Here is a 19,246-nt window from a genome sequence, read left to right on the forward strand (position 1 = left end):
GCTTTTAATTAAAGATCGGCTAAGCTGGCTTTGCTACTAGGCTATTAACAGATTTGAGAACACTATAATCATAATAAGTTCCATTGTCTACTACTGTACTGTAATAATAGGTATCAGAATATAGAAGGAAATTGAGTTCGTCGCCTACAGCCTCAAAATTTGCTGGGGATAGCAAGGCTGGAATCCTAGCGGCAAGTATAGCGGATGCAAGAGATTCTTCTTCAGAAATCCCAGCCATATACCAGTCTAGCTGAATCCTGTTCAATCGTCCGTCATCGGTTGCATCGAGAGTTAAAGAAACCTTCCCGCCATCTCCAATGGGAATCTCATCTCCAGAATTCTTATAGGAAGGTATTGTAAATGGCACATTAGCTTCCTCAAAAAATTGGTTTAAATCGTCAATGAATTCTTGTGGAGTGCAACTGTAAGCGCCATTTTCAATGTGTATTCCCGACGATGTGCTACAGGAGGATAGAAAGATCAAAGAAAGACAGACCAAGATGGTATATACTTTTTTCATAGTATTTACCCCCATTTCACACAGGTAAAATATTTTTCGACAAATTTCTTCCTTCGGTGTACCAAAACGTACAACAAACAGGCCTGTTCCACCTATAGGTGGACGATACTTTTTGAAAGGGGGCCTGTTCATGGTACAGAATGACATCATGACTGAGGCGCTGGAACTGTTCCGGCAGCTCTCCGAGGAGCAGCAGCTTACTTATCTTTCGCGTCTACGATCCCTTTTAGCTGAGCAAGAACAAGCTCCTGCTGATCCGGCGTGAGCTGGCTGAACAACTGAGTAAATTCTTCTTCACGCCCGTTGGCCGGTAGGCCGACGGGCGATATTTTTTCACCCAGCAAGTCGCTGGTGGTAACGCCCAGATACTCAGCCAGCATCTGAACTTTGGCCACAGAGGGTACCTGCCCACGGTTGATGTCACTTAAAAAGCTTCCTCCAACACCGCTTTCTTTGCAAGCATTTGTTGGTTTGATTCCTTTTTGTAGGCACAGGAACTTGACCTTTTGCACAAAAAAGTCTTTGTCCATTGACACCAACTCCTATATATAAAGAATTTGGTAATTACGTATAAAATAAATAATTACGAATTATTTGGTTGACAATACGTGATTACGGATTTATGATTAACCCGTAGCAAACCACAGGTTTACCGGCAAGCAGGAAGGGGGGAGAAAAACATGGAAAATTATCCCGCCATCGTGCTAGGGCGAGTCAGTTATGAACTCCAGTGGAACAGTGCCCGTATTTGCGGAGAAGCATATATCCCACAAGAACTGGTGGGGAAATTTATGGAACTCATGGATGAGCTGGAGTTGTTCAATGAGTCGGCCCCCACGTAACTTTGATGTATGGACACTCGGTGTATTCATAGAAGTTGCTGACCTTTGCTAACACAAAACGGCTATGCGGGAAACAATCCCGGACGATGTCCCGAAATGGCTCATGAAAATCATCTAAGTGTACAGAGATCAAGTAAGATGTGCCTAGGACGGGTTCATATTCCTCGCACTTTTGAAACAGCTTTTCCAGTTCGGCGTACGTCGGTTTTGTCTCAAAGTGAAGATAAAATCGAGCCTTCATATTACGCTACACCTCAATTGAGAATTTATGATTAATCCGCAGCAAGCCACAGGTTGCTCCGCAAGCAGGAAGGGGGTGAGCGGAGGTGGAAGAACTGACGTTTGAAAAGCAGACGGAAATCCATGATAAGATCATCCAACTGCTGGAGCAGGAAAACTGCACTGTGCGGCAGGCCAAAGCCATTTTGCTCCGATGTGGAAGAACCATTGAAGGGACCGCAGCAGTGCAGTTTGTCCCCGGCCTGGATTACGAGTTATGATCCTCAGCTTCCATGGTCCGCATCAGGATGTACTGATCCAGCTGATCTGCTGCAATAGCCAAGACACACAGAGAGGTATTGCTTTTCATGCCTCCTGTACTGGATCTTGCAAGGTGCCGGAAGGTACAATCTTCCCGGCACTCTCCGTTGATAAACGGGCAAAACATTTTCCTCACCTCCTTTCGTTGGGAGGAATTTGAAAAATCACCATTAACCCGTAGCAAACCACAGGTTGTCCGGCAAGCAGGAAGGGGGTGGATAAAATGCTGACTGCGATTTTGGGCATTACCACGGTCGTCTGCGCTGTTTGTTTGTTCTTTTCCAGGGTGACAATCAAAACGATCCTGTACTGTTGGAGAGATCGAGGGTATCCTCTTCCAACAGACAAAGAGATTCATGCGAATACCCGAAAAGTGATTGATGAGATTTTTAGGCCCGGCCGAAAACCAAAGTACTGATGGCGGCAGCAGAAGCACCGTCAGCGATGGCATTCAGGGCAGACAGGGAGTAATCCCGCACTGTGGAAACAGCTTTTTTAAGTTTTGGCCAGCGTTCTGGGTCACGGATTTTTGCAATAAATTCATGGCCCTGGAACGTCAATCGAATGATTGACTTAACGCCTGGCCTTTCCTGTCCCGGCAGTTGAATGGTCATAACTTGCAAAAAGTTTCCGTCACTCAGGACAAGGCAAGTGTATTCGATTTCTTCTTCCGTATATTGGGACAAGGAACGATGAAGTGTCGCAGGAGAAATATGATCACCAAGTGCAGCGTCTTCTATTGCGAGAAGTACTTCACGGACACAGTCAGGGTTTAGTCGCATTGCAATCCATCCTTTGCAGATATGGTGATTTGCTATTTGTAAATCATACCACATAAGCGGTTAAAGAACAACAGGAGGGGAGGGAAAACGTGAAGATCAGAGAGTTGCGGGAGCAAATGGGCTTGTCCCAGCTGGAGCTGGCCAGGGCAACACGGCTCTCTCCCGCTCTGGTATGTCAGTTGGAGAAGGGAAAGCGGACACCGTCTCTGTCAACGGCGCTGATTCTGGCAGACTTTTTCAGGGTTTCGCTGGATACCCTTGTGGGGCGTAAGCTCCCCAGCCAGACAGTACGGGACGCCAGCTGATCCCCGTAAGCATTTTAACCCAACCAGGAGGAGATAACCATGCCGGGAGACTACCGGAATATCTATAAAAACGCACGAGCTGTAGCCGATATCACCCAGGAAGCGGCAGCTGAGAGGCTGTGTATCAGCGTGGAGAGTGTGCGGGCCTACGAGACCGGCCAACGGATACCGCCCAATCATGTCGTATCCCGGATGGTGACTGTTTACAATACCCAGTGGCTGGCGGTTCAGCACGTCAATCTACACGACGAGTTGGCGGCCAGTATCATCCCGATGATCCAGCCGCGCACCCGGATGGAGGCAGCGATTCGATTCGCCAACCGCGTTAACCGGTTCATCAAAAAACACTCATTAGAGCGGCTGCTGGAGATTACGGAAGATAATCAAGTCGATCATGAGGAGAAGGAAGACTATAACGAGATTGTTGAGGCAATGGGAGATCTTGCTCAAAGCTATCTGGAGCTGCGTTTCTGCGATGAGTGACACATCAAAGGAGGTATCGATGTATGACCAAGCGTGAGTGGGAGGCCATGACCCGCCGGGAACGGCGCCAGTGGTACCTGGAGACCATTAAGGGCGGCGCTAGGCTGCTGGCCGTGTTCGTCATCGCCGCAGGTCTGCCCAACTGGATGCCCAACTGGGTGGGATAGGACAACCCGGCGGCAGCATAAATGGAAAAAGGAGGTGGCGCGCAATGGTCGATATGAGCAAGGTCAAGGTGACCAATATCATGGCGGATGGCTCTATCTGTGAGGATCTGAGTACATACCTTGAGACCCATACTCTGCCGGATGATGTGCTGCGGATGATCCTGGGATTTATCCGGGATGGACGCGCCATCCGGGAACAGAGAGAACGGGGTGCGTCTCATGATTAGGCAAAAAGAAAGGCCCCCCTGTCTGTGGGCGCAGACAGAGAGGCCAAACGATGGTTTCGTGCATGAAAACCATAATTATCATACCACAGTTAGCTGGATTTTACAAGGGGAGGGGATGAAAAATGGCTGATGTGATCCGTGTCCAGCGCAGTGTTGGGTACACCGTGCTGCCCAACGGCATCCTGCGGGATACCGGGCTGTCCCTCAAGACCAAGGGGCTGTTTGCCATCATTCTGTCCCTGCCGGAGACCTGGGACTACAGCGTGGCCGGGCTGGCCACGGTGGCCGGCTGCGGCCGGGATGCCATCCGCTCCGCCCTGGGAGAGATGGAACAAGCGGGCTATCTGACCCGCACCCGCTCCCATGGCGAGGGTGGCAAGTTCACCGGCGTGATCTACAACATCCGGGACCAGGCTGAGCCATTGTCGGAAAACCCGACTATGGTGGAAGAAGAACCATTGTCGGGAAAACCGATGACGGTTGAGCCAACATTGGAAAAACCATCGTTGGAAAATCCGACGCAATTAAATAAAGATATATTAAATAAAGACTTAATAAACCCCCATAGTCCCCCAACGGGGGAAAAGCCCCAGCGGAAAAAGCGACGGCCCAAGTCGGTGCCCACATGGCTGCCGGAGCGGTTTGAGGGCTTCTGGGGTGCCTACCCCAGAGATGAGGACAGGGCCAAGGCGGTGGATCAGTGGGACAAGCTGCCAAAGGACAAGGACCTGGTGGAGCGGTATGGATCGGAAGAGGCGCTTCTCCACGACATAGCGGTGGGGCTCAAGAGGCATCTGGAGTGTGAGGACTGGCGGGAAGGCCGGGGCATCCCCTACGCATTCCGGTGGCTGCGGGATCGCCGGTGGACGGAGAAGCGGAAGAGCGTGCAGACACAGCATCAGCCGCCACCCCAGCGGGTGGTTGAGGGGGATGGTGTGCCGGTATGGTGATCCAGGACATGGAGGCAGCCCAGCAGGCCGTTTTAGGCGCTATGTTGATCAAGCCAAGTATAGTGGGGGAGATATTGGCCGAGGTCCGTGACGAAGATTTTGTGAGCCCCACCCACCGCATGACCTTTCAGGTGATCCGGACGCTCTTTTCGGAGGGAAAGAAACCTGACCCCATAGTGGTGCTCCATCGATTGGGAGCGTCGGATCAGCAACCCTGGCGTGAGTACATCATTGACCTGATGGACCGGACCCCGACGGCGGCTAATGTCTGGGAGTATGTGCCCATCCTCAAGGAGCAGGCTAAGCTGTATCATCTGCGTCTGTTGGGAGAGCGGCTGGCCCAGGCGGGCAGCCTGGATGACGCAGCCAAATGTATGGCCGACGGCAACGCCATGATGGTGGACAAGCCAGGGCTGCGCTACGTCACTATGGAGCAGGCCCTGCTGGACTTCTACGACCGGCACAAGACCAGGAAGGAGTATCTCACCTGGGGACTGGACAAGCTCAATGACCGGCTCTTTGTGGACCGGGGCGACATGGTGGTGCTGGGGGGCTATGCCTCCGCCGGTAAGACGCTGCTGGCCATCCAATTCGCCTGGCACTGGGCCAAGCTGGGGCGGAAGGTGGGCTTTTACTCGCTGGAAACCGGTGCGGGCAAGCTGGAGGACCGACTCATTGCCCACAACATGAGATTGGATTTTGGCAAGATCAAGCGCTCTGAGCTGATTGAGGATGATTACAAGGCCCTGGCGATGGCCTCCAAGCGGTTGATCCAGCCAACCTTGGAGTGGGTGCCTGCCAGCGGTATGACGGTGGATGAGATCCGATCCTCCGCCCTCAGCCGGGGGTATGACGCCATTTTTATCGACTACTTACAGCTCATCCAGGGGGATAAGAGGCGCAGCCGGGCCGAAGAGGTGGCCGGGATCAGCATAGGGCTGCACCAGCTGTCACAGAGCACCGGTATCACGGTGGTTGCCCTGTCCCAGCTGTCCCGGCCGGAGAAGGGCGGGGACGGGGTGAAGGCCCCCACCCTGGCTTCCCTGCGGGAGTCCGGGCAGATCGAGCAGGATGCAGACGTGGCCATGCTGCTCTACAAGGAGGAGGACACCCCACATAGCCGGCGGATCCTGCACATCGCCAAGAACAAGGAGGGCGAGACCGGCAAGATCTATCTGGCCTTTGACGGCGCCCATCAGCGGCTGTATGAGTCGGTGGTGGACGCTCCAGCCCCCAGGAAACGGCGGGAGCCGGAGTACAAGCAGGTGCAGTTCACAGAGATCATGGAGGATCCGGACGATCCATTCCGCGAGAAAGGAGACCAGCATGGACAAAGCCAGAGCGGCCCAGCTGCTGCGGCTGGAGATCCTGCGCCGGGAGGCCCTGGCACGGGCCAGCAGCTTCCCAGTGGATCACCTGCAGGTGGCCCAGGCGCTGACTCTGGCAGTCCAGGCTCTGGAGGAGGATCAGCATGAGGATAGGCGAGAAGATCACATGGACCCCGGCGGCCTTTGAGTATGAGCTCAGCGGCGAGCGGGCCAACAAAATGCGCAAGCTGCGGTCGGTGACTGGCCGGATCGTCTACATCCATCCGGCCCGGCGGTATTACATGGCGGAAGCCAAAGTGGGCAATGAGACCATCCGGGAGTGCTTCCCGATGGAAAACAGATAGGAGTGTTCGTGCATGAAGACGTTTGCAATCGTGAACCGAAAGGGCGGGGTAGGGAAGACCACCACCGCCGTCAATCTGGCCTATGTGCTGGCAACCAGCTGCCGGCTGCGGGTGCTGTTGGTGGATGCCGATGGGCAGGCAAACGCCACTCAGATTCTGCTGCCCCCCCGGTGAGTATGCTGGCTTGGGCGCCCTGCTGCGGGGGCTGAGTATCTGCTATGACGAACTGGTGGAGCAGACCGATGTGCCCGGCCTGGATGTGCTGCCGGCATCGGCTGACCTGTGGGCGTTGGACCTGGAAGCGGATAAGGGGGCACACACATACAGAGCGGTGATGAATATGCGGGATGCCTTGGAGGAGGATGGGGCCTATGACGTGATGGTCATTGACTGCCCGCCCAACCTGTCGGCTGCCTGCGTGTCAGCCATCCTGGCCAGCGACGCCGTCATCATCCCGGTGCTGTCCGATGCCTGTTCCTCCACAGGTGTGGCTGACCTGGTGGAGCAGATCGACAGTCTGCGGTACATCAGACCGGAGATCCGGGTGGCTGGGGTGTTGATCAATCAGTGGCACAACTCCCCGGTAGTAGAGCAGGGGGAGGCCTTGCTCCGGTCTATGCCTCTGCCTGTGTTTAAGCAGACGATCCGCCGTACCGACAAAGTTCCGGAGAGTACGTTTCAAAATAAACCGGTTCTTGACTACAGCACCACCAGCGCAGCCAGCCGGGACTACCGGCTGCTGGCAAAGGAACTGTTTTGGGAGGTGCCTGGAGGTGAGTAAATTCCAGATCGGCGACTTCGCCAAGAGCGTGGGGGCGGCGGTGTCCAAGTTGGACACATCTGAGCAGCTTCAGCATATTGACATTGACCTGCTGGACCAGAATGAGGGGAACTTCTACGACCTGAGCAACCTGGAGCCCTTGGCGGACTCCATCGCCATGGATGGACTTCAGCAGCCCCTGGTGGTGATGCCGGCGGAGAAGGGGCGCTACACCGTTCTCTCCGGCCACCGGCGATGGGCGGCCATCCGCTTGCTTCTGCAGGAGGATCCGGAGCAGTGGGGGCGTATGAGGAACGTCCCTTGCCTGGTACGGACCTACGAAAACCAGCACCTGGCCCAGCTCCAGCTGATCCTGGCCAACTCCACCGCCCGTGAGCTGACCAATGCCGAGAAAATGAAACAGACAGCCCAGTTGGAGGTGCTCCTCTACCAGTTGAAGGAGGAGGGCTATGAGTTCCCCGGCCGGATGCGGGACCAGGTGGCGGCGGCCTGCAACGTATCCGCCCCCAAACTGGCCCGGCTGAAGGTGATCCGGGAACACTTGATCCCGGAGTATATGGTGGAATTTGAGGCGGACAGGCTGCCGGAGCAGACTGCATATGCATTGGCACGGATGCCGGATGATTTCCAGGCTCGTCTCCATCGCGTGCTGAAGGGCGAGGCCCCACGCGGACGAAGGTCAGAGGAGATACTGGAACTTCAGCAGAAGGGATGCACCTGGGAGCCGGACTTTACCTGCCCCAACGGGAAACCCTGCCAGAGGGGGGACGCTTTTCTGCGGCATGACGCTGAGTGCATGGCCTATGAACTTTGCCAGGGCAAGACCTGCTGCCTCCAGTGTTCCAGAGCCACCACCCAATATGGGGCGTGTGAGCGAATGTGCGCCAAAGCCAAGGCCCTGCGCAAGGACGGTCGGGATGAGGCCAGAGAGCGGGAGCAGGAACGGGAGCAAAAGCGCCAGAAGCAGTTCCAGGATGAGATTTGCTCAAGTGCTGTCCGGCTGTTGCGGGCGGCTGAGGCGGCGGGGCTGGAGGACGAGGTGGAACTCAAAATCCAGGATTACAGGCCCACAATATCAGTGGCAGAGCTGCGGTCCTATGCTGCTGGGGATTTCCTGGGGCGGTATTTCTATGGAAATGATCTGGACAAATTTGACCATCCGGCTGATCTTGCAAGACAGCTCAGTTGCTCCAGCGATTATCTGCTTGGGATGACCGAGGACCTCAACCATGCCATTGTTCCTCCTGCAGAGGGATGGCTACCTCTGAAGTGGATTCCCGGACAGGAACGTCCCCAAATAGATGGTCAGATGGCAGTAGGGCGATTCCGGCTGGACGGTGCGGAGGATCTGGTCCGCAGTATCGTCCGTTGGGATGCTGCATCCTGTGGATGGTGCTTCCCTGGCAGATGGGTACAGGGCGAGAAGCTGGAGGCGGAATGTGTGGCCTGGTGGCCGATTCCGAAGGAGGAATGAGCGTGGAACGGAATTCTAAAGATCATTTTTCTGATCTCACGAACAAGATCCCGCTGACTATAGAGCAGTTGCGGGCGATGCGTGGGAAGTGGGTATGGATTGTGTCCCCGGACAAGGACTTTACCGTGGCTGGATGGGCCTATGTCGGGAAGGACCATGTTTTTACGTATTGGGAATATGAGTATGATGCCATTGTCGGGCGTGTAGTCTATAACCTTTGCGATTATGGGGCATGGATTGCCTACGCCTACCCTCCCGCCAACATTCACCGGGAGGTGTGGGTGAGTGTCGAGGAACGGCTACCAGAAGATGAAAAAGATGGAGAAACCGTGCTGGTAATTGTTTTTGGGAAGCCACACGAAAATATAACCTTACATGGAGCAATTATGACGGCTGGTTATTTCCGAGATGAGGGTTGGATATTGAATGAATACCCGGAATGGGAAGGACCGGAAGTCACGCACTGGATGCCATTGCCGAGCCCGCCGGCCGAGCTGGAAAAGCGGTTGCGGGGGTGAGGGCGTGAGTATATCCCCTATCTTATTCAATACAGAGATGGTTCAGGCCATCTTGGATGGCCGGAAAACCGTCACCCGCCGGGTGGTGAAGCCGCAGCCGGATGGCAGACCGGTTCCTATGACGAAAGATAGCTGCTGGCCTGGGTATTTCGCCATCCAGGGGACAGAGGAGGTTGTCCAGCTACCATATCAGCCCGGTGACATCCTGTGGGTACGGGAGACCTGGAGCCGGGTGGAAACTGGCCAATACCTCTACAGAGCGGACAATGAAAATCCGTTATCGTTCCTTGGATGGAGACCGTCCATCCATATGCCCCGGGAGGCCGCCCGGATCTTCCTGCGGGTGACCAGCGTGCGGGTGGAGCGTCTGCAGTGGATTACACCGCAACAGATCGATGCGGAAGGCTGCTGCGAATACGCCTATAACGCTAAAACCGGGAGGCTCGCGCCATCTGGCCCATCGTGGTTCAAAATTATGTGGGACAAAACGGTAAAGCCTGCAGACTGGAGCGTATACGGCTGGGATGCCAACCCTTGGGTGTGGGTGATCGAGTTTGAACGCTGTAAGAGGTCGGAAAATTGGAAATGAGCAGACAGATCATCCCACTCGAGCCATGCTCGGCCAGGTGCCTGGGGCAGTCTTGCTGCAATTGCTGCGGCGATGCCCCAGCGCTTCACCGGACGGACGGCGGGCGATGGTTCGACCGATGGGACACCCGGTGCTGCCTTCATACACGCCTGGTAATGCCGAAACAGTGTATGTATTTACAGGGGAAGACCCGGGAGGAATGGCAGAAAGAGGAGTGATATTTATGGGTAAGAACCGAAGCTATCATTCGGGCAAGCCCCGAGGTATGAACTACGCCCAGGTGCTGGCACGGCAGGCGGCCATCCGGGCCGGGATCGAAAAGGCAGCCCGGGACGCCACCGTGCAGGCCGAGGCCGACGCCCACACCCAGCGGGCCATGTGGCTGATGGTGTGCTCCATCTCGGACGCTTACGGATATGGACCGAAGGGAATGCAGAAGTTTTTTGCAGCCCTCCAGGAGAACACCGACGAACTGGAACGGATGCGGACCGAGGTGGACGAGGAGTATGCCTTTGAAAAGCTTCGACAGAAGGCATCCAAGGTGACTGGTATGGAGGTCCACTATCTGGAGGACCAGCTCGGTATGCTGGCAGAAATGAGACGGGAAGCGGGGGTTACGCTTGGATAGATTAGACGTGTGCAGTTTTTGCAGGCACAATCCACCATCTGCTTGCGATGGGAAGCCGTGTACTATGTGCCCTGCAAGCGGAAGGCTTATTACTACCAACGCCGACCGGATCAGAGCTATGAGCGACCAGGAGTTGGCGACTTTCCTTAGCAGTGTCTGCTATGGACGTGTGCCCTGGGAGCGGGCATTCAAGGCTGCCTGCTGCGACTGTTGCCCAACCGTGAAGGGAACGGATGAGTACGGCAGACACTGCGATCTGCACGAGTGCGATTTTGCTGACGGTGTATGTCCTCACGGGGACAGCGTCCTCTGGTGGCTGGTACGGCCGCAGCAGGTGGAATAGACCTGTCAGCTCCGGCTCTCTGCCGGGTGAGAGCGCTCACTCACCCGGACCTCTCTCTTTCTCTTTGGTCGGGGCCCTGCTGATCCGAAGGCCTGCGTCCCAACGCGGGGTAGTGGTAGGAGAAGCGGGGCGCCCGGCAGAGAGCCGGAGCAGCAAAGTGCCGCCCACAGCGGGGCGGCACTTTGACACATACCATTACAACTCTTCCTGGTCGGTAATGGGCTTTTGGTGGTACACCTTCAGGCCGGGGCCGGAGGTGCCCGCCACGATGGGGTTGGCCTTGGCCTTCCCGGGCTTGGCTTTGCCCTGGATCTGGGGAACAGGAGGTTCCGTATTGCGAGGCTGGGTGTGGGTCACATCAGGACGTGCCATACCTTGCTTGGCCATCGTATCACCTCACTCTTTGTTTAAAACAGCTGTTTGACCTCTTCGGCCATGCGTTTCAGGTCTTCCAGAGTGGCAGGCTGCTGCTTGCGGGCGCGGATCTGCGCCTGGATATATCCGGGCAGCTGGACAAAATAGGCCTCCATGGCCGGGTCTTCCATCAGGTTGGCATATCGATCGCTGTAAGTGGATTCCATACGAATCACCTCCAGTGATAGCTTGCCCAGGACTATGTTGTTATCCGCAGAAAAGGGGGTGGGAAGATTGACCACGATGGACTTTTTGACAACACTCCGGGCGGTAAAACGAATGAAAGTGGAAACAGGGTCCATGGTCTGCTTGGGCTGTAGATTTGAACATAACTGCTCCGTGCATGGCTGTGCCATCCTGTGTAATGCAGCAGAGCATATGGAGGCAGCCTTGGCAAACATAGATCATTTGAATGCCCTGCTTGATCAGCGGGACACGCAGGAGGGAGAAGGAAAATGAAAAACAAAAATTTGCGACGAATATCTGTGTTAGTGACGGCCCAGACTGCTGCCAACCTGGAGAAGCTGGCCCAGATGGACGGCCAGCCCAGCATCGGTCGGGTGATGGACAAGCTGGTACGGGATCGAATGATCTCCCTGCGCCAGCCGAAGGAAGTCTGGATGACGCACTATATCAACCGCTTCAAAGAGGTACGGTGATGGCCAAACGGATCAAAACCATCACCGCCGGGCGGCTGGTGATCGTGGGCTGCTACACTATCCCGACGCCCCGCAGCTCTGACCGAGAGCGGCAGGCCCTGCGGGAGATCTCCTCCGCCGCCCAGGAACGGATGAACCTGAAGCGATCGTGGCAGAAACTGGAGGTGGAGCTGGCCACCAACTTCACCCGCCGGGACCTCCACCTGGTCTATACCTACGACGATGATCATCTACCGGAGTCCAGGCCGGAGGCTGTGAAGTGTCTCAAGAAGATGATCCGCTTGCTGCGGGCCCACCGGAAAGCCAGGGAACAGGAGACCAAGTACATCTATGTGACCGAGCAGCTTAGCGCCGAAGGCGGACGGATTCACCACCATATGATCCTCAACGGAACCGGGGCGGACCTGGAGGTGCTCCGCTCCCTGTGGCCTTACGGAGAGGTGGAGCTGGAGACGCTGGACCTGTGGGAGGGCTACGAGGCCCTGGCCAAGTATCTGACCAAGGAGCCCCGGGAGTGCGGAAAGGCGGAAAGCGGCGCACGGACCTGGGCATCTTCTATCGGGCTGAAGAAGCCCAAAGTGGAGAGCGAGATCGTCAAGGACAATATAACGGTAGCGGCACCGCCGGGCGCCATCATTCTCAGCTCGCCGCCGCCGGTGGAGAATGAGTTCGGGGTGTTTACCACCATCAAATATTATTTGCCAGTGAGAAAGGAGAGGAAAGGAACCAGGCCGCCGCGCAAGCGACAACAGAACAGCCCTCGCGTCTTTATTCGGTCTGGAAACCAGGTGTAACAAGTAAAAAAGCTCATAGAAAGCGAGTGAAAAAGTTGAAAATGGACCGTGAGTGTGGTAAACTAATCGTGAAGGACGGATGGCTGATCTGTCCCGGCTGCCGCAAGCGTCTGCTCCGGGTGGAGATGGACACGGCAGCGCAAAACTTAATCGTCTACTGCCGCAACTGCAAGCGCACCGTGACGGTAGACATCGACAGAGGCCAGTGCTTTGAAAGCCAGAGCCCGACATGATTCCAGCGTGGGATGTGGTCGGGCTCTGGCTTTTTGTTTTGCCCGGAGGTGATAGCCCGTGGCCATGAAGCCCCTCCGACCATGCAGGCACCCTGGGTGCTCCGCCCTCACCCGGGAGGGTTACTGTGACAGGCACAAGCCAAAGCCGGCGGCCCGTCGGGCCTCGGCGGAGTACCACGCCTGGTACAGCTTGCCCGTCTGGACCGACGACCTGCGGCCCACCCAGCTCCTGCTGGAGCCCTGGTGCCGGGAGTGTGCCAAGCGGGGCATCCGCACCCGGGCCACGGTGGTGGATCACGTGGAGCCCCACTGTGGTGACTGGGCCAGGTTCATCGAACGGGCCAATCTCCAGAGCCTGTGTAAGCGCTGCCATGATCGTAAAACGGCGCTGGAACAGGCGGGAAAACGGCGGAAAAGGACCAGCCGTTAAGGACCTACCATGTGGATGCTTGGGCGCGTGTGCGTGGGTGCGCCATGCGCCTGTGCGCCCACAGCAAGCCCTTGGCTTGCCGTGACCCGCCCCCCCGACCTGGAAAAATTTGGCGGGCGAGTGTGTAAGACCGTGCGGCCCCCTCCGTGCGGGATTTTTTCCCCACGGAAAAACGGGGCCTGGGATGAAGAAAGGAGGCGGTCAGATGCCGGGACCCAGGCAAAAGCTGAGTGTGCTGGAGGGGAACGGCCGGAAGCACCTGAGCAAAAGCGAGAAGGCCCAGCGGGCTGCCCAGGAGGTGGACCTGCCCAAGCCTAAAACCATGAGAGTGCCCAAGTGGCTGCCTGAGGACTGCCGGAAGGAGTTCCGGGCCCTGGCCAAGGAGCTGCTGGCCGCCGATCTGGGGGCGGCCCAGCTGGACCGGGATGCTCTGGGTCGCTATGTGGTGGCCCAGGCCAACTATACCCAGACCCTTGCCATTGTCCATGCAGCGCTGGCGGACCACGACGGCGACGCCCTCAAGGAGGCGACCAAGATCCTGGACACTTACTTCAAGCAGGCCCGGGCCTGCGCCAACGATCTGGGCATGACCATCACCAGCCGGTGCCGTTTGGTGCTGCCTGAGGGGGCCAGGCCCAAGGAGAAAAACCCCTTCGAGCAGATGATGGAGGAGCGGATGCGCCGTGCCTGAGTTGCTCCAACTGGGACCGGTGACGGTGTGCGCCCCGGACGACGGCGCCGTGCTGCGGTACAGCGAGCAGGCGGTGCAGGACGTGCTGGACTTCTTCTCCCTGCTGTGCTTTGGCTCCAACGAATGGGCGGGAGAGCCTTTCCGGCTGTTGGACTGGGAGCTGGACGCCATCCGCAGCTTCTACGGAGTCCAGGAGCAGGACGAGGACGGCAGCTGGAGCCGGTACCGGCGTTTCCTCTATGACGAGCTGCCCAAGAAGAACGGCAAGACAGAGTTTTCCGCCGGTCTGGGGCTGTACCACCTGCTGTGGGACGGGGAGAAGCGGCCCAAGGTTGGCATTTTCTCCTCCGACAAGGAAAACGCCGCCCAGGTGTACGAGGCTGCCAAATACATGGTGGAGCATACCTGCCTGGGCCAGCCTGAGCACGACCCCATCGCCTGGGCGGTGGATTCCAAGCGGGAGATCCACACCAGGTATGGCGGTGTGCTCAAGGTGTATTCCGCCGACGCCGTGTCCAAGCACGGCTACTCCTTCAGCGCCATCATCTTTGACGAGCTCCACACCCAGCCCAACCGCCGGCTGTGGGACGTGCTCACTGCAGGCTCGGACGCCGCCCGGCGGCAGCAGGCGGTCATTGTCCTTACTACCGCTGGCGACGACCCGGACCGGAAAAGCATCGGCTGGGAGATCCATGAGAAGTGCCGGCGTATCCTGGCCTGGCGGCGGGGGGAACCCGAGCGGGAGCTGGACACCGACGACCCGGCCTGGTGCCCCATTATGTATGGCGTTTCTGTCCTTACCGGCGACGATCCGGACAGGATCGCCGCCTTGGACATCTACGACGAGGCGGTGTGGTACGCCTGCAACCCAGGCCTGGGGCACAACCTGAAGCTGCGGGACTTCCGACGGGAGGCCAGGGCCGCTAAACAGAGCGAGGCGGCGGAACGGCTCTTCCGGTGGCTGCGGCTCAATCAGTGGATTGCCACCCATACAGTGGGCTGGCTGCCCCTGGGACTGTACGACAAGACCCAGTGGAACCGGGAGGAATGGCAGGGCCTTAAGGTCACGGATCGGCGGCAGGCCGTCCGGGACTGTCTCATGGGCAAGAAGTGCTACGGTGGCCTTGATCTGTCCACCACCACCGACCTGACGGCGCTTACCCTGCTATTTCCGCCTCAGGAGGGACTGGATATCTGGGTGACCCTGTTCTGGGCCTGGCGGCCGGAGGACGGGGTGGTGGAGGCCGAGCAGCGGGACCATGTACCCTATCGGGACTGGGTCAGAGCGGAGTTTATCACCCTGTGCCCCGGGGATATGGTGGACTTCTCCATGATTGAGCAGACGGTGGCCTGGTGCGCCAGCGTATTCAACCTGGACACTCTGGGGGTAGACCCTTATCTGAGCCGCACCCTGACCCAGCGGCTGATGGACAGGGGCATCAACGTGGTGGAGATCCCACAGACCATCAAGGAACTGTCTCCGGCCATGAAGGAGCTGGAACGGCTGATGCGTGCTCATGAACTGCTTCATGAGCATAATACCGCCGCCCGGTGGTGCTTTGGTAATGTCCGCTGCCATGTGGACGGCAATGAGAACCTGAAGCCCATGAAGAACCGGAGTATCGGTCGCATCGACATGACAGTGGCCTGGATCATCGTTATGGCAGTGGCCCTGCTCAGAATGCCCATCGGTACTGATATCAATGCCCACATTATGTCAGATGATTGGAGTTTGTAATGGACGAGAAAAAGAACTTTTGGCCTGTGCTGGCGCAGGTGATCCGGGCGGTGATCGGTTACCTGGGGCTGTACCTGGATGACTTGCTCCTTATAGCTGGCGGCGGGTGTTTTGTGCAGGCGGCCTTTGATCTGGGCGGCCGGCCGGCAGCTCTGGCTACGGCTGGCGTCTGCCTGACTGTCTATGCCGTGGTAGTGGCCAGATCCAGAGGAGGTGGCAGAAAGTGATTCTGAATCAGGCAATGACACCAAGGGCCTCGGTGGAGGAGACGTCACTCCCCTGGGAACAGCTCAGCCATTGGTTCCAGCGGGTCTTTTCCAGCGAGGATGCCATAGAGGCCAGCCGGGCCAACGCGGAACACCTCTCTCCGGTGGCGGCGGCCCACCGGATCCTGACCAACTCCTTTGGCCTGATCCCTTTCAGCCTTTACCGGAAGGACGGGGACGCACGGGTCCCAGTGGATGACCCGACGCTCAATAAGGTGCTCAAGGTGCGTGCCAATGATTATATGTCTCCCTTTATGCTGCGGAAAATCGCCATGTCCAACGCCTTTTGGTTTGGCTTTGGCGCGGTGTGGAACCGGAGAGACAGTACCGGCCATGTAGTCCAACGGATCCCTCTGCCCACGGACTGCTGCACCATCCGAAAAGATGCAGACACCGGGACCTATTGGTACGACTACAGCGTGGATGGATTTTACAAGTCCTTTGCCAACTCGGAGCTGTCTTTTTTGTACTTTGAGACCTACGACGGCATCCGGGGGCGCGGGATGCTGGACCTGGCCCGGGAAGCCATTTCTGTGGATGCCATGGCTCAGCGGTACAGCAAGAAATTCTATCAGAACGGCGCGCGGCTCTCCGGCATCGTGGAGGTTGATACCGACGCCAAACCGGAGACCAGGCAGAAGGTCAAGGAGGAGTTTCGTACATTTGCCTCCGATGACGCCTTTGCCGTGGCGGTACTGGACCACAGTATGAAGTTTACCCCACTGGGTATCAGCCAGAGTGACGCCCAGTTCATCGAGAGCCGGGGCTTCACCGTGGAGGAGATCAGCCGGTTTTCCGGGATCCCGAAACATATGCTCCAGACTGGCAAGGAGAGTTACAACAGCAATGCTCAACAGCGGCTTAACTATGTTACAGACACCCTGCTGCCTTATGTGGTCCAGTGGGAGAGTGAGGACAGCTACAAACTGCCGGACCCTGTCAAGCGGAGGGAAGGGGTTTACATCCATGGAAATGTAGAGGCCCTGCTTCGGGCTGATCCTGCCACCCGAGCGGATTTCTACGTGAAATTGATCGAGCACTCTGTATTTTGCCCGGATGATGCCCGGGCCAAAGAGGAGCTGAACCCCATCCCCGGCGGACTGGGGAAGGAGTTCCTGGTGACAAAAAATCTGGGCTCCTTGGAGTCCGTGCTGAAAGGAGAGACAGTAACAGATGGTTGACATCTCACTCAGGGGAGAGCTGTGGGACAACGATTCCGCCGACGTGCTGCGCTGGTGGGGCTTTCGGGATATCACGGCCCCCATGGACATCCAGGCTGCCCTGGATGCGGCCGGCGGGGATGAGGTGACCCTGCTCATCAACTCCCCCGGCGGGGACATGACGGTGGGCACTGAGATCCGCTCCATGCTGCGGCGGTATCAGGGCAAGACCACGGCTCTGTTCCAGGGCTATGGGGCCAGTGCAGCCACCCTGGCGGCTACCGGGTGCCAGGTCATCCAGAGTGAGCCTGGGGCCCTGCTTTGCTATCACAATCCCAGCGCTGTTGCAGAGGGTGATTACCACGATATGCGCCGATCTGCGGAGGCGCTGCGCAATGCCCGGGACTGCGTGCTGGAGGTCTATACCGCCCACAGCAGCGCCAAGAGCCGGGAGGAGCTGATCGCGCTGATGGAGAAAAACATCTGGATCAGTCCCAGCCAGGCGCTGGACTACGGACTGATTGATGAGATCGTGGGCCTGCCCGGCGTGGAGGAGGACCCGGCGGCCTTCGTGGCGGCGGTGGGCGAGCGAATCCGGCTGACGGCCGCCATGAGGCAGCGATATCAGGACCACATGGACGAGGTGCGGCGTGATACCGAGGCAAAGGAAAAGGCAAAATGCGCTCTGGCAAGGCTGAGAGCGCTTGCAAATTTTTAAATGAGAGGAGCCAAGACTATGGATTTTATGGAGAAGATCACTGACCTGCGGGCCCAGAAGAGCCAGCTGCTGGCCAAGGCCCAGGCCTTCGCTGATGATGGCAACTATGACGAGGTGGACAAGATCACCGAGCAAATGGAGGGCATCAACAACCAGATCAAGAGCCTGGAGAGCCTGGCCAAGCAGAGCCAGGAGAATGCCGTTCCCGTCTATGACGGTATCCTGCACGACAAAGGCAAGGTCCCCAAGGAGGGTAAGGGAGGCGAGGACAAGCCCTTTGCTTCCATCGGCGAGCAGCTGGCCGCCATCTACAATTTCCGGAAGAACCATGTGGAGGATAAGCGGCTGCAGCAGGTGAACAACGCGGTGCTGGGCGCCAACGAGGGCATCGGCGCGGACGGCGGCTTTGCCATCCAGACCGACTTCGCCGGTGCCATCCTGGAGAGCGCCGTGCAGATGAGCCCCCTGCTCAACCGCCTGGACCGTTACACCTGCTCCAGCGCGGCCAACTCCATGCGGTGGATCAGTGCCGATGAGACCGACGTGAGCAAGTCGGTATTCGGCGGCGTGCAGATGTACTGGGCGGCCGAGGCTGCCGCAGTGAATGCCAGTAAGCCCCAGTTCAAGGAACTCAAGATGGATCTGGAGAAGATGATGGGCTTCCTCTACTGCACCGATGAAGTGCTGCAGGACGCGGCCTTTATGACCGGCTTTGCCTCTACCGGCTTCTCCCTGGCGGCTGACCGGCTGCTGACCGATGCGGTGATTGCCGGTGACGGCGTGGGCAAGCCTCTGGGCATCATCAACTCCAAGGCCCTCATCACCGTGGCCAAGGAGCAGTCTCAGCCCAACGGCACCTTTGTGGGCAACAACGCCGTAAAGATGCAGGCCAGCGCCATGCCCAAGAACCGCAACCGCCTGGTATGGCTGATGCACCCCGACGTGGAGGAGCAGCTGCCTCTGCTGGCCATCAAGAGCGGCGACGAGTCCAAGTTCCTGTGGAACCCCGAGGGCGGCCTGGGCGGCTTTGATACCCAGCGGGTGCTGAACAAGCCTGTCCTGTTTGAGGACAGCTGCTCCGCCCTGGGTACCAAGGGCGACATCATGCTGGTGGATCCCTTCCAGTACATCCTGCTGACCAAGGGCGCCGCCAAGCAGGACTGGTCCATCCATGTGGAGTTCCTGACCGATCAGAACTGCTTCCGCATGGTGTACCGCTGCAACGGCTCCCCCAAGGTGAACAATGCCCTGAAGATCAAGAACAGTACCAAGCTCCGCAGCCCCTTTGTGGCGCTGGCGGACCGAAAGTGAGGAGGAGTCAC

General features: G+C 57.5%; 28 protein-coding genes and 1 pseudogene. 24 read left to right on the forward strand and 5 right to left on the reverse strand.

Annotated elements, in window-relative coordinates:
• Positions 1 to 19: 19 nt before the first annotated feature.
• Positions 20 to 520, reverse strand: coding sequence for a hypothetical protein (locus B5G40_RS16725; protein ID WP_143383422.1), 501 nt, complete (start codon positions 518 to 520; stop codon positions 20 to 22).
• A 197-nt stretch (positions 521 to 717) separates the two neighbouring features.
• Positions 718 to 1,050, reverse strand: a complete 333-nt coding sequence (locus B5G40_RS13535) for a helix-turn-helix domain-containing protein (RefSeq protein WP_087400014.1) — start codon at positions 1,048 to 1,050, stop codon at positions 718 to 720.
• Positions 1,051 to 1,200: 150 nt separating this feature from the next.
• On the opposite strand from B5G40_RS13535, the gene B5G40_RS16950 reads away from it, so the two are divergent.
• Positions 1,201 to 1,362 (forward strand): hypothetical protein, encoded by a 162-nt coding sequence (locus B5G40_RS16950; protein ID WP_158099542.1) that lies wholly within the window; start codon positions 1,201 to 1,203, stop codon positions 1,360 to 1,362.
• Positions 1,363 to 1,688: 326 nt separating this feature from the next.
• Positions 1,689 to 1,862 (forward strand): hypothetical protein, encoded by a 174-nt coding sequence (locus B5G40_RS16955; protein WP_158099543.1) that lies wholly within the window; start codon positions 1,689 to 1,691, stop codon positions 1,860 to 1,862.
• Positions 1,863 to 2,291: 429 nt separating this feature from the next.
• Here the strand turns inward: B5G40_RS16955 and B5G40_RS13540 are convergent, their stop codons facing one another.
• Positions 2,292 to 2,684, reverse strand: a complete 393-nt coding sequence (locus tag B5G40_RS13540; protein WP_158099544.1) for a DUF2513 domain-containing protein — start codon at positions 2,682 to 2,684, stop codon at positions 2,292 to 2,294.
• 89 nt (positions 2,685 to 2,773) lie between these two features.
• Here B5G40_RS13540 and B5G40_RS13545 point away from each other — a divergent pair, with 89 nt between their 5' ends.
• The 12 genes and pseudogenes from B5G40_RS13545 (at position 2,774) to B5G40_RS13595 (ending at position 10,478) form a co-directional block, all read left to right on the forward strand.
• Complete coding sequence (locus B5G40_RS13545) at positions 2,774 to 2,989, forward strand: helix-turn-helix transcriptional regulator (RefSeq protein ID WP_242959436.1); 216 nt, start codon at positions 2,774 to 2,776, stop codon at positions 2,987 to 2,989.
• Between the two features lie 39 nt (positions 2,990 to 3,028).
• Positions 3,029 to 3,472: a helix-turn-helix domain-containing protein gene (locus B5G40_RS13550; RefSeq protein WP_087329928.1), complete on the forward strand. Its 444-nt coding sequence runs from the start codon at positions 3,029 to 3,031 to the stop codon at positions 3,470 to 3,472.
• 23 nt (positions 3,473 to 3,495) lie between these two features.
• Entirely contained in the window at positions 3,496 to 3,639 is a 144-nt protein-coding gene (locus B5G40_RS16960) for a hypothetical protein (protein ID WP_158099545.1), read from the forward strand.
• A gap of 53 nt (positions 3,640 to 3,692) precedes the next feature.
• Positions 3,693 to 3,866 (forward strand): BOW99_gp33 family protein, encoded by a 174-nt coding sequence (locus B5G40_RS13555; protein ID WP_206407249.1) that lies wholly within the window; start codon positions 3,693 to 3,695, stop codon positions 3,864 to 3,866.
• Positions 3,867 to 3,988: 122 nt separating this feature from the next.
• Entirely contained in the window at positions 3,989 to 4,816 is an 828-nt protein-coding gene (locus tag B5G40_RS13560; RefSeq protein WP_087400018.1) for a helix-turn-helix domain-containing protein, read from the forward strand.
• Between the two features lie 8 nt (positions 4,817 to 4,824).
• On the forward strand, positions 4,825 to 6,291 hold the full coding sequence (locus B5G40_RS13565; protein WP_275533061.1) for a replicative DNA helicase: 1,467 nt from the start codon (positions 4,825 to 4,827) through the stop codon (positions 6,289 to 6,291).
• Positions 6,288 to 6,488 (forward strand): hypothetical protein, encoded by a 201-nt coding sequence (locus tag B5G40_RS13570; RefSeq protein ID WP_087400022.1) that lies wholly within the window; start codon positions 6,288 to 6,290, stop codon positions 6,486 to 6,488. Before B5G40_RS13565 ends, B5G40_RS13570 begins: the two co-directional genes overlap by 4 nt.
• A 12-nt stretch (positions 6,489 to 6,500) precedes the next feature.
• Positions 6,501 to 7,269 (forward strand): annotated as a pseudogene (locus B5G40_RS13575) (ParA family protein).
• Positions 7,262 to 8,743 (forward strand): ParB/RepB/Spo0J family partition protein, encoded by a 1,482-nt coding sequence (locus B5G40_RS13580; RefSeq protein WP_143383423.1) that lies wholly within the window; start codon positions 7,262 to 7,264, stop codon positions 8,741 to 8,743. The pseudogene B5G40_RS13575 and the gene B5G40_RS13580 overlap by 8 nt, the downstream one beginning before the upstream one ends.
• 2 nt (positions 8,744 to 8,745) lie before the next feature.
• Complete coding sequence (locus tag B5G40_RS13585) at positions 8,746 to 9,261, forward strand: DUF551 domain-containing protein (protein WP_158099546.1); 516 nt, start codon at positions 8,746 to 8,748, stop codon at positions 9,259 to 9,261.
• A gap of 37 nt (positions 9,262 to 9,298) precedes the next feature.
• Complete coding sequence (locus B5G40_RS13590) at positions 9,299 to 9,850, forward strand: hypothetical protein (protein ID WP_242959437.1); 552 nt, start codon at positions 9,299 to 9,301, stop codon at positions 9,848 to 9,850.
• A gap of 223 nt (positions 9,851 to 10,073) precedes the next feature.
• Positions 10,074 to 10,478 (forward strand): hypothetical protein, encoded by a 405-nt coding sequence (locus tag B5G40_RS13595; RefSeq protein ID WP_087400028.1) that lies wholly within the window; start codon positions 10,074 to 10,076, stop codon positions 10,476 to 10,478.
• A 538-nt stretch (positions 10,479 to 11,016) separates the two neighbouring features.
• On the opposite strand, the gene B5G40_RS13600 is transcribed toward B5G40_RS13595, so the two are convergent.
• Positions 11,017 to 11,193 carry a hypothetical protein gene (locus B5G40_RS13600; protein ID WP_242959438.1) on the reverse strand — a complete coding sequence of 59 codons (177 nt, stop codon included), beginning with the start codon at positions 11,191 to 11,193 and terminating at the stop codon, positions 11,017 to 11,019.
• 35 nt (positions 11,194 to 11,228) lie between these two features.
• Complete coding sequence (locus B5G40_RS16965) at positions 11,229 to 11,591, reverse strand: hypothetical protein (protein ID WP_206407253.1); 363 nt, start codon at positions 11,589 to 11,591, stop codon at positions 11,229 to 11,231.
• 129 nt (positions 11,592 to 11,720) lie between these two features.
• On the opposite strand from B5G40_RS16965, the gene B5G40_RS13610 reads away from it, so the two are divergent.
• The 10 genes from B5G40_RS13610 to B5G40_RS13655 all read left to right on the forward strand — a co-directional run bounded on the left by B5G40_RS13610 (position 11,721) and on the right by B5G40_RS13655 (position 19,235).
• Entirely contained in the window at positions 11,721 to 11,894 is a 174-nt protein-coding gene (locus B5G40_RS13610; RefSeq protein WP_242959439.1) for a hypothetical protein, read from the forward strand.
• On the forward strand, positions 11,894 to 12,688 hold the full coding sequence (locus B5G40_RS13615; RefSeq protein ID WP_087400036.1) for a rolling circle replication-associated protein: 795 nt from the start codon (positions 11,894 to 11,896) through the stop codon (positions 12,686 to 12,688). Before B5G40_RS13610 ends, B5G40_RS13615 begins: the two co-directional genes overlap by 1 nt.
• A 26-nt stretch (positions 12,689 to 12,714) precedes the next feature.
• Positions 12,715 to 12,921 (forward strand): cysteine-rich KTR domain-containing protein, encoded by a 207-nt coding sequence (locus tag B5G40_RS13620; protein ID WP_087400038.1) that lies wholly within the window; start codon positions 12,715 to 12,717, stop codon positions 12,919 to 12,921.
• 64 nt (positions 12,922 to 12,985) lie between these two features.
• A complete protein-coding gene (locus B5G40_RS13625; protein ID WP_087400087.1) occupies positions 12,986 to 13,351 on the forward strand; it encodes an HNH endonuclease in 366 nt (121 codons plus the stop codon).
• Between the two features lie 205 nt (positions 13,352 to 13,556).
• Positions 13,557 to 14,042, forward strand: coding sequence for a phage terminase small subunit P27 family (locus B5G40_RS13630; protein ID WP_158099548.1), 486 nt, complete (start codon positions 13,557 to 13,559; stop codon positions 14,040 to 14,042).
• Positions 14,035 to 15,780, forward strand: coding sequence for a terminase large subunit (locus B5G40_RS13635; RefSeq protein ID WP_087400042.1), 1,746 nt, complete (start codon positions 14,035 to 14,037; stop codon positions 15,778 to 15,780). The genes B5G40_RS13630 and B5G40_RS13635 overlap by 8 nt, the downstream gene beginning before the upstream one ends.
• On the forward strand, positions 15,780 to 16,007 hold the full coding sequence (locus B5G40_RS13640; protein WP_087400044.1) for a hypothetical protein: 228 nt from the start codon (positions 15,780 to 15,782) through the stop codon (positions 16,005 to 16,007). The genes B5G40_RS13635 and B5G40_RS13640 overlap by 1 nt, the downstream gene beginning before the upstream one ends.
• Positions 16,004 to 17,227 carry a phage portal protein gene (locus B5G40_RS13645; protein WP_087400046.1) on the forward strand — a complete coding sequence of 408 codons (1,224 nt, stop codon included), beginning with the start codon at positions 16,004 to 16,006 and terminating at the stop codon, positions 17,225 to 17,227. Before B5G40_RS13640 ends, B5G40_RS13645 begins: the two co-directional genes overlap by 4 nt.
• Complete coding sequence (locus tag B5G40_RS13650; protein WP_087400048.1) at positions 17,220 to 17,924, forward strand: Clp protease ClpP; 705 nt, start codon at positions 17,220 to 17,222, stop codon at positions 17,922 to 17,924. Before B5G40_RS13645 ends, B5G40_RS13650 begins: the two co-directional genes overlap by 8 nt.
• Positions 17,925 to 19,235 (forward strand): phage major capsid protein, encoded by a 1,311-nt coding sequence (locus tag B5G40_RS13655; protein ID WP_242959440.1) that lies wholly within the window; start codon positions 17,925 to 17,927, stop codon positions 19,233 to 19,235. It begins immediately after the preceding gene.
• The last annotated feature ends 11 nt before the right edge of the window (positions 19,236 to 19,246 follow it).

Source organism: Flavonifractor sp. An9 (assembly GCF_002161245.1).
Taxonomy (GTDB): domain Bacteria; phylum Bacillota; class Clostridia; order Oscillospirales; family Oscillospiraceae; genus Flavonifractor; species Flavonifractor avicola.